The 15,026-nt window shown below is 65.8% G+C and carries 13 protein-coding genes and 1 riboswitch; of the genes, 10 read left to right on the top strand and 3 right to left on the bottom strand.

The features are described 5' to 3' along the window. Together ACE191_RS17765 and ACE191_RS17760 are read right to left on the bottom strand one after the other, a co-directional pair. A partial coding sequence (locus tag ACE191_RS17765; protein ID WP_400193580.1) for a DEAD/DEAH box helicase occupies positions 1–824 on the bottom strand: 824 nt, incomplete at its 3' end. An 85-nt stretch (positions 825–909) separates the two neighbouring features. Then, positions 910–1,236 carry a rhodanese-like domain-containing protein gene (locus ACE191_RS17760; protein WP_400193579.1) on the bottom strand — a complete coding sequence of 109 codons (327 nt, stop codon included), beginning with the start codon at positions 1,234–1,236 and terminating at the stop codon, positions 910–912. A 125-nt stretch (positions 1,237–1,361) separates the two neighbouring features. Here ACE191_RS17760 and pnuC point away from each other — a divergent pair, with 125 nt between their 5' ends. The 3 genes from pnuC (at position 1,362) to ACE191_RS17745 (ending at position 3,505) form a co-directional block, all read left to right on the top strand. Then, a complete protein-coding gene (pnuC, locus tag ACE191_RS17755) occupies positions 1,362–1,988 on the top strand; it encodes a nicotinamide riboside transporter PnuC (RefSeq protein WP_400193578.1) in 627 nt (208 codons plus the stop codon). Continuing rightward, positions 1,988–2,536, top strand: coding sequence for an AAA family ATPase (locus ACE191_RS17750; protein ID WP_400193577.1), 549 nt, complete (start codon positions 1,988–1,990; stop codon positions 2,534–2,536). The genes pnuC and ACE191_RS17750 overlap by 1 nt, the downstream gene beginning before the upstream one ends. A gap of 75 nt (positions 2,537–2,611) precedes the next feature. Further along, complete coding sequence (locus tag ACE191_RS17745; protein ID WP_400193576.1) at positions 2,612–3,505, top strand: aldose 1-epimerase family protein; 894 nt, start codon at positions 2,612–2,614, stop codon at positions 3,503–3,505. 42 nt (positions 3,506–3,547) lie between these two features. Here the strand turns inward: ACE191_RS17745 and ACE191_RS17740 are convergent, their stop codons facing one another. Beyond that, complete coding sequence (locus tag ACE191_RS17740; protein ID WP_400193575.1) at positions 3,548–3,793, bottom strand: hypothetical protein; 246 nt, start codon at positions 3,791–3,793, stop codon at positions 3,548–3,550. A 311-nt stretch (positions 3,794–4,104) separates the two neighbouring features. Further along, a riboswitch (TPP riboswitch) is annotated at positions 4,105–4,214 on the top strand. A 58-nt stretch (positions 4,215–4,272) separates the two neighbouring features. Between ACE191_RS17740 and ACE191_RS17735 the strand changes: the two genes are divergently transcribed. From ACE191_RS17735 to ACE191_RS17705, 7 genes are all read left to right on the top strand, one after another. Next, positions 4,273–6,786, top strand: coding sequence for a TonB-dependent receptor (locus tag ACE191_RS17735; RefSeq protein WP_400193574.1), 2,514 nt, complete (start codon positions 4,273–4,275; stop codon positions 6,784–6,786). Positions 6,787–6,950: 164 nt separating this feature from the next. Then, positions 6,951–7,754, top strand: a complete 804-nt coding sequence (locus ACE191_RS17730) for a DUF2490 domain-containing protein (RefSeq protein ID WP_400193573.1) — start codon at positions 6,951–6,953, stop codon at positions 7,752–7,754. A 100-nt stretch (positions 7,755–7,854) separates the two neighbouring features. Then, on the top strand, positions 7,855–9,333 hold the full coding sequence (guaB, locus tag ACE191_RS17725) for an IMP dehydrogenase (protein WP_400193572.1): 1,479 nt from the start codon (positions 7,855–7,857) through the stop codon (positions 9,331–9,333). 213 nt (positions 9,334–9,546) lie between these two features. Next, a complete protein-coding gene (locus ACE191_RS17720; protein WP_400193571.1) occupies positions 9,547–11,586 on the top strand; it encodes a SpoIIE family protein phosphatase in 2,040 nt (679 codons plus the stop codon). Between the two features lie 14 nt (positions 11,587–11,600). Further along, on the top strand, positions 11,601–11,930 hold the full coding sequence (locus ACE191_RS17715; protein WP_400193570.1) for an STAS domain-containing protein: 330 nt from the start codon (positions 11,601–11,603) through the stop codon (positions 11,928–11,930). Between the two features lie 27 nt (positions 11,931–11,957). After that, positions 11,958–12,368: an ATP-binding protein gene (locus tag ACE191_RS17710; protein WP_400193569.1), complete on the top strand. Its 411-nt coding sequence runs from the start codon at positions 11,958–11,960 to the stop codon at positions 12,366–12,368. Positions 12,369–12,478: 110 nt separating this feature from the next. Beyond that, positions 12,479–14,803 carry a peptidylprolyl isomerase gene (locus tag ACE191_RS17705; RefSeq protein WP_400193568.1) on the top strand — a complete coding sequence of 775 codons (2,325 nt, stop codon included), beginning with the start codon at positions 12,479–12,481 and terminating at the stop codon, positions 14,801–14,803. Positions 14,804–15,026: the final 223 nt, after the last annotated feature.

Here is a 15,026-nt window from a genome sequence, read left to right as displayed (position 1 = left end):
CGGCCGGCCGGCGCGGGCCGCAGGGCGGCATCCTGCTGCTCCAGGGGCAACTCGCCGTGCAACACGTGCAGGTCGGTGGCCGCGGGCAGCGAGGCTTCCAGGCGCTCGGCCACGCGGCGCTGGTCGGCCAGGCCGGGCAGGAACACGAGCACGTCGCCGGGCTGCTGGGTCAGGGCCTCGCGCACGGCCCCCGGCACCAGCTCGGCCAGCCGCTGGGCCGGGCGCGCCGCCGTGCCCGCCACGCGGCGCGGACTCAGGTAGTGGGTTTCGACGGGGTGCATAAAGCCGGCGCTGGTAACCACCGGCGCGTCAAGCCAGGGGCCGAGGCGGGCGGCGTCAAGCGTGGCCGACATCACCAGCAGGCGCAGGTCGGGGCGCAGCACCGCCTGGGCGTCGAGGGCCAGGGCCAGCCCCAGGTCGGCCTGCAGGCTGCGCTCGTGAAACTCGTCGAAGAGCACCGCGGCCACGCCCTCCAGCGCGGGGTCGTCCTGCAGCAGGCGGGTGAGGATGCCCTCGGTTACCACTTCAATGCGCGTGTGCCCCGATACCTTGCTTTCGAGCCGCACGCGGTAGCCCACGGTGTGGCCCACGGGCTCGTCGAGCAGGCGGGCCATGCGGGTAGCGGCGGCGCGGGCGGCGAGGCGGCGCGGTTCGAGTACCAGGATTTTACCATCGAGCCGCCACGCGGCCTCCAGCAGCGCCAGCGGCACCACGGTGGTTTTGCCCGCCCCGGGCGGCGCCTGCAACACGGCTCGGCTACCGGCCGCCAGGGCCGCCAGCAGCTCGGGCAACGCCGCGCAAATGGGTAAATCAGGGAGCTTCAAGGCGAGATAGTGAAGTAGTAAAAGGAGGAAGGGGTGAGTGTCGTTCAGGCAATCAGAACACCAAACTCAGCACTTCCCCACTCACCTAATAAACGGGGACGGCGGGGTCGACGCGAATGGACCAGGCGTGGATGCCCCCGCGCAGGTTGAGCAGGTTGGCCAGGCCGTGGCGGTGTTGCAGGTACGCCAGGGCCTGCATCGAGCGCACGCCGTGGTGGCAGATGAGCACTACGGGCCGGTCGTCGGCCAGCTCCTCGGCGCGGCGCGGCAGCTCGCCCAGCGGCAGCAGCAGGCTGCCCTCGATGCGGCAGTAGGCAAATTCCTCGGGCTGGCGCACGTCGACCAGCTGCAGGGCTTCGCCGGCGGCCAGCCGGTCGCGGAGCTGTTCGGGCGTGAGTTCGGGCAGCGACATACGGGCGAGGCGGGCAGGAAATGGAAAAAGAAGCGCAAAAATAGCTCCGCCCGCCTTAGCTTTGACTGGCGGCTGCCCACCCCGGCCCGCTGGCTTCGTTTTCCACCCGCTTTGCTTGCCGCCCGTTGGCTTCTTTCTGGCTTGACTTCTGGACTGCTTTGCAGCAAAGCACCGCCTACGACATTTGGGGCGTGGTAACGGGCCTGCTGTGCGTGTGGCTGGCGGCCCGCGAATCGGTGTGGAACTTCCCGGTGGCCATTGTGGCCTGCGCCCTGGCCGCGGTGGTGTACTTCCGCGCCCGGCTCTACTCCGACGTGGGCCTGCAGATCGTGTTTATCGCGCTGGGGCTGTACGGCTGGTGGCTGTGGCTGCGCAAGGGCCCCGAGCAGGGCGAGGTGCACGTCTCGCGCACACCCGGCCGCTGGTGGCTGCTGCTGAGCGCCCTCGCGCTGGCGTTTACCGCCACGGCCGGCTACCTGTTCGAGCGCTACACCGACGCGGCCGCGCCCTACTGGGACAACGCCGCCACCGCCGTGAGCCTGGTGGCGCAGTTCCTGCTCACCCGCAAAAAGCTCGAGAACTGGCTGCTCTGGATTGGCGTCGACGTGCTGTACGTGGTGCTGTACTGGCACCGCGGCCTGGCCTTGTTCAGCGTGCAATACGTGGTATTTCTGGGGCTGGCCGGCTACGGCTACTGGCAGTGGCGCCGCCTGTTGCGCGCCCAGGACACTCCTTCCCTTCAGCCCGCCTGATGCTGCGCGTTGCCCTCACCGGCCCCGAATCGACGGGCAAGACCACCCTCAGCGAGCAGCTGGCCCAGCACTACGGCACGCTCTGGACGCCCGAGTACGCCCGCGACTACCTCAACGAGCGCGAGCTAGGTTTGGCCTACACCCTGGCCGACCTCGAAGCCATTGCCCGCGGCCAGCTGGCCCGCGAGGACGCCACCGCTGCCCGCGCCGCGGCCGCCGGCCTGCCCGTGGTGTTCTGCGATACCGAACTGCTCATCATCAAGGTGTGGGCCGAGCACGCCTTTGGCACCTGCCCCGAGTGGATTCTGGGCGAGATTGAGCGCCGCCGCTACGACCTGATTCTGCTGCTGGGCGTAGACATTCCCTGGGAGCCCGACCCGCTGCGCGAACACCCTCACCTGCGCCAGCACTTCTACGGCCTGTACCGCAGCGAGCTGAGCAGCCGCCTGTCGAACTTCGCCGAAATCAGCGGCAGCGCGGCCCGGCGCCTCGAGCAGGCCTGCTTTCTGATCGACGAGCTGCTGGCTAACGGCGCCCCGACGTCCTAGACTTGCCCGCGCGGGCCAAGGTTAATGGCGGTTTGACCGATAACTTGCCGCCTCCCCCGCTTTGGGGCTTCGCGCATGAACCAGCCAACTTACATTCTCGAAAATGACCGCTGCCGTGTGACCGTGAACCAACACGGCGCCGAGCTCAGCAGCCTGGTCCGCACCGACCTGAACGGGCTCGAATACCTCTGGCAGGCCGATGCCCGGGTGTGGGGCCGTCATGCGCCGGTGCTGTTCCCCATCGTGGGCCGCCTGCCCAACGACCGTTACCAGCACGCGGGTCAGACCTACCAGCTGCCCCAGCACGGCTTTGCCCGCGACCGGGCCTTCGCGCTGCAGCAGCAAACGGCCGACTCACTCACTCTGCGCCTACGCGACGACGCAGCCAGCCGCGGGCACTACCCCTTCGCCTTCGAGCTCGACATTGAATACCGCCTGGCCGGCACCGGGCTGCACGTGGGTTGGCGCGTGCACAATCCCGCCCCCGATGCGGAGCTGCTTTTCAGCATCGGCGCGCACCCGGGCTTCCGCTGCCCGCTGCTGCCTGACGAGCGGTTCGAGGATTACGTTTTCCGTTTCGACCACCCCGTGCAGCTGGAGCGCTACCTGCTGGCTGGCGGGCTGCTAACCGGCGCAACCGAACCCGTACCGACTGCTGAGCAGGGGCGGGAGTTGCCCCTGAGCTACGAGCTCTTCAGCCAGGATGCGCTGGTGTTCAAGCACTACGACTTTAGCCACCTGACGCTGGCCAGCCGCCGCTCGGGCCGCGGGGTGCGCGTGGAGTTCGACGGTTTCCCGTATCTGGGTTTGTGGACCAAGGGACCGGGGGCGCCTTTCGTGTGCATCGAGCCCTGGCAGGGCATTGCCGGCTCGGTCAGCGGCCCAGCCGAGCTGCGCGACAAGGAAGGTATCCTTACGCTGGCACCCGGGGCTACCTTCACCAGCAGCTACCACATCGAGCTGCTGTAGGCGCGGGCGCCGGGCGTTACCGCCCCTTGCTTGCCGCCGCGCCTAAGACAACGCCGGCTCGGTGGGGCGCACCGGTCGGCGCGGCCGGCGGTTGTAGTCGGGCTCCCAGTCGTTGATGGGCCGCGAGATGCCGGGGGGCAGGTCCAGATCGGGCAGGCCATCGTCGAGCGGTTCGCCGCCGTCATCGTCGTTGTCGGCCGAGGGCGGCCGGGAGTGCTGACGGCGCGGCATCACCATAAAGTAAGCGAGAATGGTGAGCACCACGAGCGTATAAACTAGGCTGATCATGGCAAATCCAGGCTGAGGTGGCTAAGGCGAGCAGCTCGCCCCTATCAAGGCGCTAACGAAGTCGGCCGGGCCCTGGTTTTGGTCGGCCAATGATTTTTACCGCCGCCGGGCGCCTTGGGTAATTTACTTAAGCGTAGCGGCTTATCCTAGCTTTCAGCGGGTTCACGGCAAGCCGCTGCTCCTCGCCCCCTCTCCGCCCTACCCCCGGCGTCGGCCAGCTAAATCGACGTTGCGCGCGCGAGTTTCAGCAGCCCGCCGGCGACGGGAATGGGTCCGGGGTTGCGGGTGTGCGAGCCGGGTGCCTACCTTTGCCCCGCGTTTAGGGGTGCTCCAAGGCCAGAAGGCTGCGCGGGGCTGAGATTATACCCATTGAACCTGATTCGGCTAATACCGGCGAAGGGAACAAACGGTACGCGAACGAGAAAGCCGTAGCTCCGACCCCTGGGGCACGGATTCGTTCCACCTTTTCATTTTTCATCTTGTTCAATTTCCACACCCTGTCCGGGGCGGCCATTCTGCTGCTGCTCGGGCACTCGGCATGGGCGCAAGGCCCCGTGTCCGGCACCATCACTGACGCCCGCAGCGGCCAGGCCCTGCCCGGCGCCACCATCAGCCTCGACGGCGCCGCGGCGGCCGTGACTGATGCCAGCGGCACCTTTAGTCTGCCGGCCGTGGCCGCCGGACCGCACGAGCTGCGCGTGAGCTTCGTGGGCTACCAGGCCACCACGCGGCGCGTAGCGGGCCAGCCCGATGCCCAGCAGCTGAGCCTGAGCCTGCAGCCGGCCGACGTGCTCACCGGCGAAGCCGTGGTGACGGCCACCCGCGCCAACGAGCGCACCGCCACGGCCTACGTGAACCTGAGCCGGGAAGAGCTGGAGCAGCGCAACTTTGGCCAGGACATTCCCTACCTGCTCGACCAGACGCCCTCGGTTATCGTCAGCTCCGACGCGGGTGCGGGCGTGGGCTACACCGGCCTGCGCATCCGCGGCACCGACATTACGGGCATCAACGTGACCATCAACGGCGTGCCGCTGAACGACGCGGAGTCGCACGGGGCCTTTTTCGTGAACACGCCCGACCTGGCCTCGTCGGTGCAGGACATTCAGGTGCAGCGCGGGGTGGGCACCAGCACCAACGGCGGCGCGGCCTTCGGCGCCAGCCTCAACATTCGCACGCTGAGCGTGAACCGCGACCCGTATGCCGAAAGCCAGAACACCTACGGCTCGTTCAATACCTGGCGCAACTCGGTTTCCTTCGGCACCGGGCTGGTGGGCGGCAAGTTCACCTTCGACGGCCGCCTCTCGCGCATCAGCTCCGACGGCTACATCGACCGCGCCGCCTCGGATTTGAAATCGTACTATTTCGCGGCGGGCTACCAGCAGAAAAACACCATGCTGAAGTTCGTGACCTTCGCGGGCCGCGAAAAAACCTACCAGGCCTGGGACGGCGTGCCCGAGGCCGTGGCCAACGGCGACCGGGCGGCCCTGGAGAAGTACATTGCCTTCAACTACTTTGAGGGGGCCGACGCCGAAAACCTGCGCAGCGCCGGCCGCCGCTACAATGTGTACACCTACGACAACCAGGTGGACCACTACCAGCAAAACCACTACCAGCTGCACCTTTCGCAGGGCCTGGGCCGTAGCTGGAACCTGGGCGGGGCCCTGCACCTGACGCGCGGCTTCGGCTACTACGAGCAGTTCCGGCCCGACAACAAGCTGGCCAACTACGGCCTGCCGCCGGTGGTGCTGGGCACGGCGCCCAATACCGTCACCATCACCCGCAGCGACCTGATTCGGCGCAAGTGGCTCGACAACTACTTCTACGGAGCCACCTACGCGCTCAACTACCAGGCGCCCGACAACGACCGGCTGAGCGCCACGCTGGGCGGCGGCTGGAACCGCTACGCCGGCGACCATTTCGGCGAGGTTATCTGGGCGCGCTACGCCTCCACCTCCAGCATCCGCCAGCGCTACTACTTCAACGACGCCCGCAAAACCGACTTCAACGTGTTTGCCAAGGCCACCTACCAGCTGCTGCCGCGCCTGGGCTTGTTCGGCGACCTGCAGCTGCGCACCATCGACTACCGCATCGAGGGCGCAGACGACGACCAGCGCAACGTGACTACCCGCGCCGACTACACCTTCTTCAACCCGAAAGCTGGCCTGACCTTCGCCCTCACCGACGACCAGCAGCTCTACGGCAGCTTTGCCGTGGGCCAGCGCGAGCCGGTGCGCTCCGACTTCACCGACCGCCCCGCCGATGACCGCGCCCGCGCCGAGCGCCTGCACGACTTCGAAGCCGGCTACCGCTTCCGCCTGGCCCGGCCGGTGGCGGGTTTCTCGGCCCTGCGCGGCGAGGTGAACTACTTCTACATGGACTACCGCAACCAGCTGGTGGCCACCGGGCAGCTCAACGACGTGGGCACGGCCCTGCGCACCAACGTGCCCAGCAGCTACCGCACCGGCGTGGAGCTGAGCGCGGCGGCCACCGTGGGTGCCGAGCGCCTCACCCTCAGCAGCACCCTCACGCTGAGCCGCAACCGCCTGCGCCGCTTCCAGGAAACGGTGTACGTGTACGACCAGGACTACAACATCCTGGAAACCCAGCAGTTCGACCGCCGCAACGCCGATATCTCCTACTCGCCCGCGGTGGTATCGGCCAGCACCCTGGAGGGTCAGCCGCTGAAAGACCTGCGGGTGGCCCTGCTCTACAAAACCGTGGGGCGCCAGTACCTCGACAACTCGGCCAGCGCGGCCCGCAGTCTGAAGGCCTACCAGGTTGCCGACCTGCGCGTGCGCTACACCCTGAAGCCCGCCTTTCTGCGCGAGTTGGAGTTCAGCTTGCTGGTGGCCAACCTGTTCAACCAGCGCTACGCGGCCAGCGGCTACACCTACGCCGGCCTCTACCAGCTGGCCGATGAGCGGCTGGTGTTCAACTTCGTGAACCCGCAGGCCCCGCGCCATTTCCTGGCTTCGGTGGGCGTGAAATTCTAACCACTCCCCGATTGACCAGGCGTACGGCCCCGGCTTCCGTTTGACGAGGCCGGGGCCGTACGTTTAGGCCCGCTACGGCATTAAAACCACCTTAAAACGGACCACCTGGTAACAATTTGGTAACACGAAGCGGTAAATTCGCGGTTCGACCTTTCTGTTTGCCGATGCCCCGACTTCCGTTTTGCCTGCTCGTGCTCCTGATCTTCGGCCTGCTATTCGCCGCGCCCGCCGCGGCCCAGACCCTGCCGCCCGAAGGCCGCGTGGCCGACCGCAACACCAACTCCTGGCTCATGTACAACGGGGACTTCCGCCTCGTGGGCCGCTGGGGCGTGCATACCGAGGCTCAGTGGCGTCGTGCCCGCGTACTGCGCGACCCCATGCAGAACTTTCTGCGCGCCGGCATCAACTACCACGCCTCCGATAACCTGATGCTGACCGCTGGCTACGCCTTCGCCGATACCTACCCCTACGGCGACTACCCGGCCCCCGCCTCTTTTCCCGAGCACCGGCTCTACCAGCAGGTAGTGCTGCGCGACAACGACGGCTGGCTACAGGTGCAGCACCGCTACCGCCTGGAGCAGCGCTGGGTGCGCTTCGCCAACCAGACCGACTTCACTTACCTGAACCGTCTGCGCTACCAGCTGCGGCTGGCGGCCCCGCTGGTCGGCTCCAAAATTGCCCCGCGCACGCCCTATCTCGTGGTTTCCGACGAGGCTTTCGTGAACTTCGGCGGCAATGTGGCCAACAACATTTTCGACCAGAACCGCCTGTATGGCGCCGTAGGCTACCTGATTAAGAGCGGCGTGAGCGTGGAAGCCGGCTACCTGCACCATCTGGTGCAGCAGCGCAACGGCCGCGTGTTCGAGCACAACCACACCCTGCAGCTGGGCCTTACGCTCAACCTCGACTGGCGCCGCAAGGCTGCCCTGGCCGAGCCGACGGCGCCGCAGCCCATGCCGGCCCAGTAGGTTACCCCGGGGTGAAGTTGCGGGGCGCGGGCTTGCCAACCGGCAAATCGTCGTAGCTTTGTGCGGCAAGAGGAGTCTACCACGTAAAAGCCTTTTGCCTATGGCCGCCAACCCCGCCGCCAAAATTGCCTTCGAGGCGCTGACCTACGACGACGTACTGCTGCTGCCAGCTTACTCCGAGGTTCTCCCGCGCGACGCCGACACCCGCTCGCGCCTTACCCGCCGCATTTGGATCAACATTCCTTTCGTCTCGGCGGCCATGGACACGGTCACCGAGTATGAGCTGGCCATTGCCCTGGCCCAGGAAGGCGGCATCGGCATCATCCACAAGAACATGAGCATCCGCGCCCAGGCCGAGCAGGTCCGGCGCGTGAAACGCTCGGAAAGCGGCATGGTACTCGACCCCATCACGCTCGACCGGCAGGCCACCCTGGCCGATGCCCAGCAGCTGATGCGCAAAAACAAGATTGGCGGCATTCCCATCGTCGACGATCAACGGCGCCTCTGCGGCATCCTGACTTCGCGCGATTTGCGCTTCGAGAAAGACCTCACCCGCTCGGTAACGGAGGTGATGACGCCCGGCGAGCGGCTCATCACCACCCCCGCCGGCACCGACCTGGCCCGCGCCGAGGAAATCCTGCACGAGAGCAAGGTGGAAAAGCTGCCGGTGGTTGACGCCGACGGCCGCCTGGCGGGCCTCATCACCTACCGCGACATCCGCAAGCGCCGCTCCCGCCCCCGTGCCTGCAAAGACGAGCTGGGCCGCCTGCGCGTGGGCGCCGCCGTGGGCGTCACGGCCGATACCCTGGAGCGCGTGAAGGCCCTGGTCGACGCCGGCGTCGACGTGGTCAGCATCGACACGGCCCACGGCCACTCCAAGGGCGTGCTCGACATGGTGCGCCGCGTAAAGGCCGAGTTTCCGCAGCTGGAGCTGATGGCCGGCAACGTGGCTACCGCCGCCGGCGCCCGCGCCCTGGCCGAGGCCGGGGCCGACGCCGTGAAAGTGGGCGTGGGCCCCGGCTCCATCTGCACCACCCGCATCATTGCCGGTATTGGCGTCCCCCAGCTGTCGGCCGTAATGGAAGCCGCCCGCGGCCTCGAAGGCACCGATGTGCCCCTGATTGCCGACGGCGGCGTGAAATTCTCGGGCGACGCAGTGAAAGCCCTGGCCGGCGGCGCCTCGTCGGTGATGATCGGCTCCCTGCTGGCCGGCACCGAGGAAGCTCCCGGCGAAGTGGTCATCTACGAGGGCCGCAAGTTCAAGACCTACCGCGGCATGGGCTCGGTCGAGGCCATGGAGGACGGCTCGAAGGACCGCTACTTCCAGGACGCCGAGGACGACGTGAAAAAGCTGGTGCCCGAGGGCATTGTGGGCCGGGTGCCGTTCAAGGGCGGCGTGGCCGAAGTGCTGTATCAGCTGGTGGGCGGCCTGCGCGCCGGCATGGGTTACGTGGGCGCGGCCGACATGGCGGCGCTGCACCAAGCCCAGATGGTGCGCATCACCGGCGCCGGCCTGCGCGAGTCGCACCCCCACGACGTGCAAATCACCAGCGAAGCCCCGAACTACAGTAGCCGCTAAACATCGCGCGCCAACTTTCCGTTTGGTAGACCTGCCGCCCCGTCGCTGCTCATCCGGCGGCGGGGCGGCTCGATTTGCCCGCGGCCGTTCCGCGTTTGCGCGGGGGCTTGTATCTTGGGCGTCGGCGCAGCCCGGTTTTCCGGGCTGCGCCGCCTTCGTCCGCCGCTTTTTCCTTGCATGACCCTCTTCCCCCGGAAGCTACAATCGGCTTTGATGTCTGGTGCCGTCCTGAGCTGGCTCGTGCTGCTGGCCTGCGCCATACTGCGGACCCGCCCCGAGCTGGCCGTGCGCTGGGGCACTCCGCCCGACTGGCTGCTGACGCTGGCCCAGACCGGGCTGGTCATTTGCCTGTTTCTGCACGAGCGCAACCACCCGTCGCGCCTGCGCGGCACCGAGTTCGTGGGGCTGCTGCGCCGCCTGATGCAGGGCGTGGGCCTGCTGGCCGCGCTGGGCGCCGGCCTGCACCTGGTGCTGTACCGGGCCGGAGGCAATAGCCCGCTGCTGCTCAACGTGCTGTACGTGGTGAACGTGGGGCTGAGCCTGTACTTCCTGGCCCAGGCCAGCAACACCTGGCGCTCCTTGGTATTTTTCCGGGCCAGCCACATCACCCGTCAGCGCTGGCACTGGTTTGAGCTGCTGCTGGGTTGCGCCCTGCTTGGTTACCTGCTGGCGCCCGGGGGACTGCTTCGCCTGCTGAGCGTGCCGCTGGTGCTGCTGGCCATAGTGGGCGTGTACCTCGGCTCGCACCAACAGTGGGTAGCCTACCTCAACCACCGGCAACGCTGGAGCGTGGTGGGCCTGCAGCTAAGCGCCCTGGTATGCTGCGCGCTGCTGGCCGTTTACTTATTCGTTGTGCAGCAGGATCCGGCTCTGGCAGCCCCGGCCGGGCAGCGGGCGTTCCTGCTGCTGATGGCGGGCTTCGCGGCGTTTTATTCGCTCACCGGCTTGCTCGTAACGTTTGTAACGCTGCCTACGGCCACCATATTTGAGCAAAAGCGCGAGGAAATCCTGAGCATGCAGCGCCTGGCCCAGCTCATTCAGAAGGGCCAGAGCGAGCAGGAAGTGTATACGCTGCTGTTCGACTCGGCGGTGCAGACCGTGGAGGCCGACGCGGCCTGGCTGGACCTGCACGAAACCAACGTGAGTCCGGCTTTGTCGCACCGCATCGACGCGGCGACCTGCCGCCGCATCTGCGCCCTGCTCGGCGACTACAACATCGGGCACATCGAGTACCTCAACAACGAGTTGTCGAACAGCGCCGGCTTCCGCGCCCTCGACCTGCCCTACGGTTCGCTCATTGTGCTGCCGCTGCGCACCAGCCAGTCGCACTTTGCCACGGTATACCTGCTCAAGCACAACACCCAGGGCTTCGACCGCGAAAATCTGGGGCTGCTGCAAACCTTCACGGGCCAGACGGTAGTGCGCATCGAAAACCTGCGGCTGATGGAGGAGGCCCTGCACAACGAGGTGGTGAAGGAGGAGCTCAAGATTGCCAGTCTGATTCAGGAAAGCCTGATTCCTAAGGTTTTGCCAGCCGATAGTTGGTTTGAGATTCGCTGGCACAGCAAGGCGGCCCGCGAGGTGGGCGGCGACTTCTACGACTTCCTGCAGCTCAGTGCCTCGCGCATTGCCATCATCATCGGCGACGTATCGGGCAAGGGCACTACGGCGGCTTTCCACGTGGCCCAGCTCAAGGGCATTTTCCACACGCTGATGCTGCTCGACCAGCCCGAGAAGGGCCAGCCCCTGCAGCCCAGCAAATTCATGACCATGGCCAACCAGGCGCTCAGCCACTGCCTGGAGCGCAGCTCGTTTATCACCGCCTCGTTCTACATCATCGACTACAAGGAGCGCGGGTTTGCCTTTGCGCGGGCCGGCCACTGCCACACGCTCTACTACAATGCCGTGACCGAGGAAACGTTCTACTTCCAGACGGCCGGGCTGGGCCTGGGCATCCTGCGCGACGCCTCTTACGAGAAGCGCATCAAGAACATGTACTACGACTACAACCCCGGCGACGTAATGGTGATGTACACCGACGGCATTGTGGAGGCGCGCGACGCGGCCGGCGAGGAGTACGGCGAAGACCGGCTGCGCGACCTGCTGGGCCGTACGTTCTACCTGGAAGCCGAGGAAATCAAGCAGGCCATCGTCGACGACGTGGAGCAGTTCAGCCACGGCCTGCCGCCCCACGACGACCAGACCCTGCTCATCATCAAATTCAAGAGTACCCAACCCACCGTGCTGGCCTAACGTACACTCATGCTATGAAAATTGTACAGAACGCAGACGCCAACAACCTCACGCTCGGCCTCGACGGCGAGCTGGACGCCAGTTCTTCGGTATTGCTCGACGCCGAGCTGACCAAGCCGGACATTCTCCGCTACCAGAAAGTACTGATTGATTGCCAGAAACTTAACTACATCTCATCGGCGGGCCTGGGCGTGTTTATCTCGCACCTGCAGCGCTTTCAGGATGCCGGCGTGAAACTGGTATTCTTCAACATGCAGGAGAAAGTCCACAACGTATTCGAAATCCTGGGGCTGGATTCGCTGATGACCATTGTGCCCACCGAGCAGGAAGCTGCTGCCCTGTAAACTGCCCGCCGCGCTACCCCTTCTCGCATGAGTGCTACCCTACGCGTGAGCTGCAGCCGCCAGAACCTGAAAGTGGTGCGCGATTTCGTGGGCGAGTTTCTCGCGGGCTATGGGTTGTCGGCCATCCTGCAAAACCAGATTGTGCTGGCCGTCGACGAAATTGTGGCCAACCTCATCATTCACTCCAACCACGAGGACGACAGCAAGTTCCTCGACATTCGGCTGGCCGTGGAGGACGGCGAGTTCCGCTTCGAAGCCGAAGACGGGGGCGCCTCCTTCTCGCCGGGCCAGTATCAGGCCCCCGACCTGCAGGATCACATTCGGCAGGCCAAGAAGGGCGGAGTGGGCATTGCCCTCGTCAACCGCATCATGGACCAGGTGGAGTACGCCAGCGTGGGCACGCGCAATTTTTGCCGCCTCACCAAGCGCCTGAGCTAACCCGGGGCGCCGGGGCCCGCCGAATTTTGCGTAACATTGCGACTAGCAGCCGTCCGCGGCCGGCCCGGAGCCGGATGACGGACGGCTTTTTCGTGTCATTCATCTTTAGTATGCGCAGCAACCGCATTCTGTTTTCGGGCGCCGCCCTGGCCGCCACGATTCTGGCCGCGTGCCAGGCCTCCAAGCCCACCGCTTCCACCAAACAGCCGGTCCTGATGACGCTGGGCACCCAGGAGGTGCCGGCGTCGGAATTTGCCTACGTGTACCGCAAAAACAACGGCACCGCGGCTGATGCCGGCACCAAGCAAAGCGTGCAGGAGTACCTGGACCTCTACACCAACTTCAAGCTGAAGGTGCTCGAGGCGCAGTCGCGCGGCCTGGATACCACCCGCGCCTTTCAGGCCGAGCTCGACGGCTACAAGCAGCAGCTGGCCCAGCCCTACCTCACCGAGAAAAGCGTAACCGACCAGCTGGTGCGCGAGGCCTACGACCACCTGCAGAAGGAAGTCAACGCCTCGCACATTCTGGTGCGCATGGCTCCCGAGGCCGACCCCAAGGACACCCTGGCCGCTTACCAGAAGATTGTGGCCCTGCGCCAGCGCGTGACCGGCGGCGAGGACTTCGAGAAAGTGGCCCGCGAGGCTTCCGAAGACCCCTCGGCCCGCGAAAACGCCGGCCGCCTGGGCTACTTCACCGCCCTGCAGATGGTGTACCCGTTTGAGGCCGCGGCCTACAAAACGCCCGTGGGCCAGGTTTCGCAGCCCATCCGCACCCGCTTCGGCTACCACATCATCAAGGTCAACGACATGCGCCCGGCCCAGGGCGAAATCAAGGTGGCCCACCTGATGGTGCGCGCCACGCCCGGCATGCCCAAGGCCGACTCGGTAACGGCCAAAAAGAAAGTCGACGAGCTGTTCAGCCGCCTGCAAAAGGGCGAAAACTGGGAGAAAACCGTGGCCCAGTTCTCGGAAGACGCCGGCTCGGCGGCCAACGGCGGTGAGCTGCCCCCCTTCGGCACCGGCCGCATGATTCCGTCCTTCGAGGAAGCGGCATTCAAGCTGCAGAAGCCCGGCGAGCTGGCCGGCCCCGTGCAGACGCCCTACGGCTGGCACATCATTAAGCTGATCGAAAAGCAGTCGTTGCCAACGTTTGAGCAGATGGAGCCCAGCCTGAAAAGCAAGGTGGCCAAGGACTCGCGCTCGGAACTGAACCGCGCGGCCTTCCTCAAGCGCATTCGCGTCGAAAACAAGTTTGCCGAGGTGCCCATGGTGCGCGAGGCCGTGCTGGCCCAGGCCGATACCTCGCTGATCAACGGCCGCTTCAAGGCCGACACTTACTTGGCTAAGTTTGCCGCCACCCCGGCCAAGGGCAGCAAGAAAACCATGGTGGTCAACGGGGCCACGCCCTTGTTCACCATCGGCACCAAGCCCTACACCGTGAAGGACTTTGCCACCTTCATGGAGCAGCGCCCGCAGAGCCGCCCCACCGCTACCCCGGCCTTCGTGGCCCAGCTGCAGTACGACCAGTTCGTGGACCAGAGCCTGCTGGAGTACGAGCGCGCTAACCTCGAAAACAAGCACGAAGACTACCGCATGCTGGTGCGCGAGTACCGCGACGGGATTCTGCTGTTCCAGCTCATGGACGAGAAGGTGTGGTCGAAAGCCATTGAAGATACTGTGGGCCTGCAGCAGTACTTCACGGCCAACCAGGCCAAGTACCAGTGGGAGCCGCGCGTGCAGGCCACCGTCATCAGCGCCGCCTCGCCCGAGCTGCTCAAGCAGGCCCAGCAGCAGCTGGCCAAGGGCCGCTACGTAACCAAGCAGGGCGTACCCACGCAGCTGGCCTTCCAACCCAACAGCGAGGTGCTCACCAAGCTGGCGGCCGTGGAGCTGAACAACTTCGTGCCCCGCCTGCTGAGCGACACCACCCTGAACGTGCGCATCGTAGGGCAGGTAAAAACCGGCGAAAAGGGCGCTAATCTGGCCCAGCGCCGCGCCCAGCACGTGGCCAACGCCCTGAAGCGTCGCCGCGTGTCGGCCCAGCGCATCAGCACGGCTACCAGCAAGGCCGGCCCCAAGGCCCAGGCCCTGCTGGAAGTAACCACCCCAGCCCTGAGCGGGCTGGAGGAAATGATGAACGAGAAAAACCCGTTGGCCGTGCAGGTGCAGCAGCGCGCTTTCCCCAAGGGCGAAAACAAGGTGGTCGACGGCGTACCCCAGCAGCCCGGCACCTACACCGCCCAGCAGGACGGCCGCTACTTTGCCGTGGTGGTGGAGCGGGTGCTGCCCGCCGGCCCCAAAACGCTGGCCGAAGCCCGCGGCCAGGCCACTTCCGACTACCAGAACTACCTGGAGCAGGAATGGCTGAAAGAGCTGCGCCAGAAATACCCGGTAAAAGTCAACGAGGCGGAGGTCAGCAAGCTGGCAACCAAGTAGGCTCCGGCAGCTTTCTTTCAACTTTTCGCGTGGTGCCACGGCTCGATACCGTGGCACCATTCGTTTTAAGGCGGTGGCGAAACTTCGGCCGGCTCCCAGGCCTGTGGGTGCAACTTTCGGCCGGCCGCCGGGCTCCTTGCGGCGAGGATTCGGGAGCGTTTTTGCCCGCCCACCGAATTATGTTGAAATTTACCGGCCGCTTTGGGTGTTGCCCGCAGTGGTA

The organism is Hymenobacter sp. B81 (assembly GCF_044628455.1).
In the GTDB taxonomy this organism is placed as follows: Bacteria; Bacteroidota; Bacteroidia; order Cytophagales; family Hymenobacteraceae; genus Solirubrum.
This window is presented reverse-complemented; position numbering and strand designations above follow the sequence as displayed.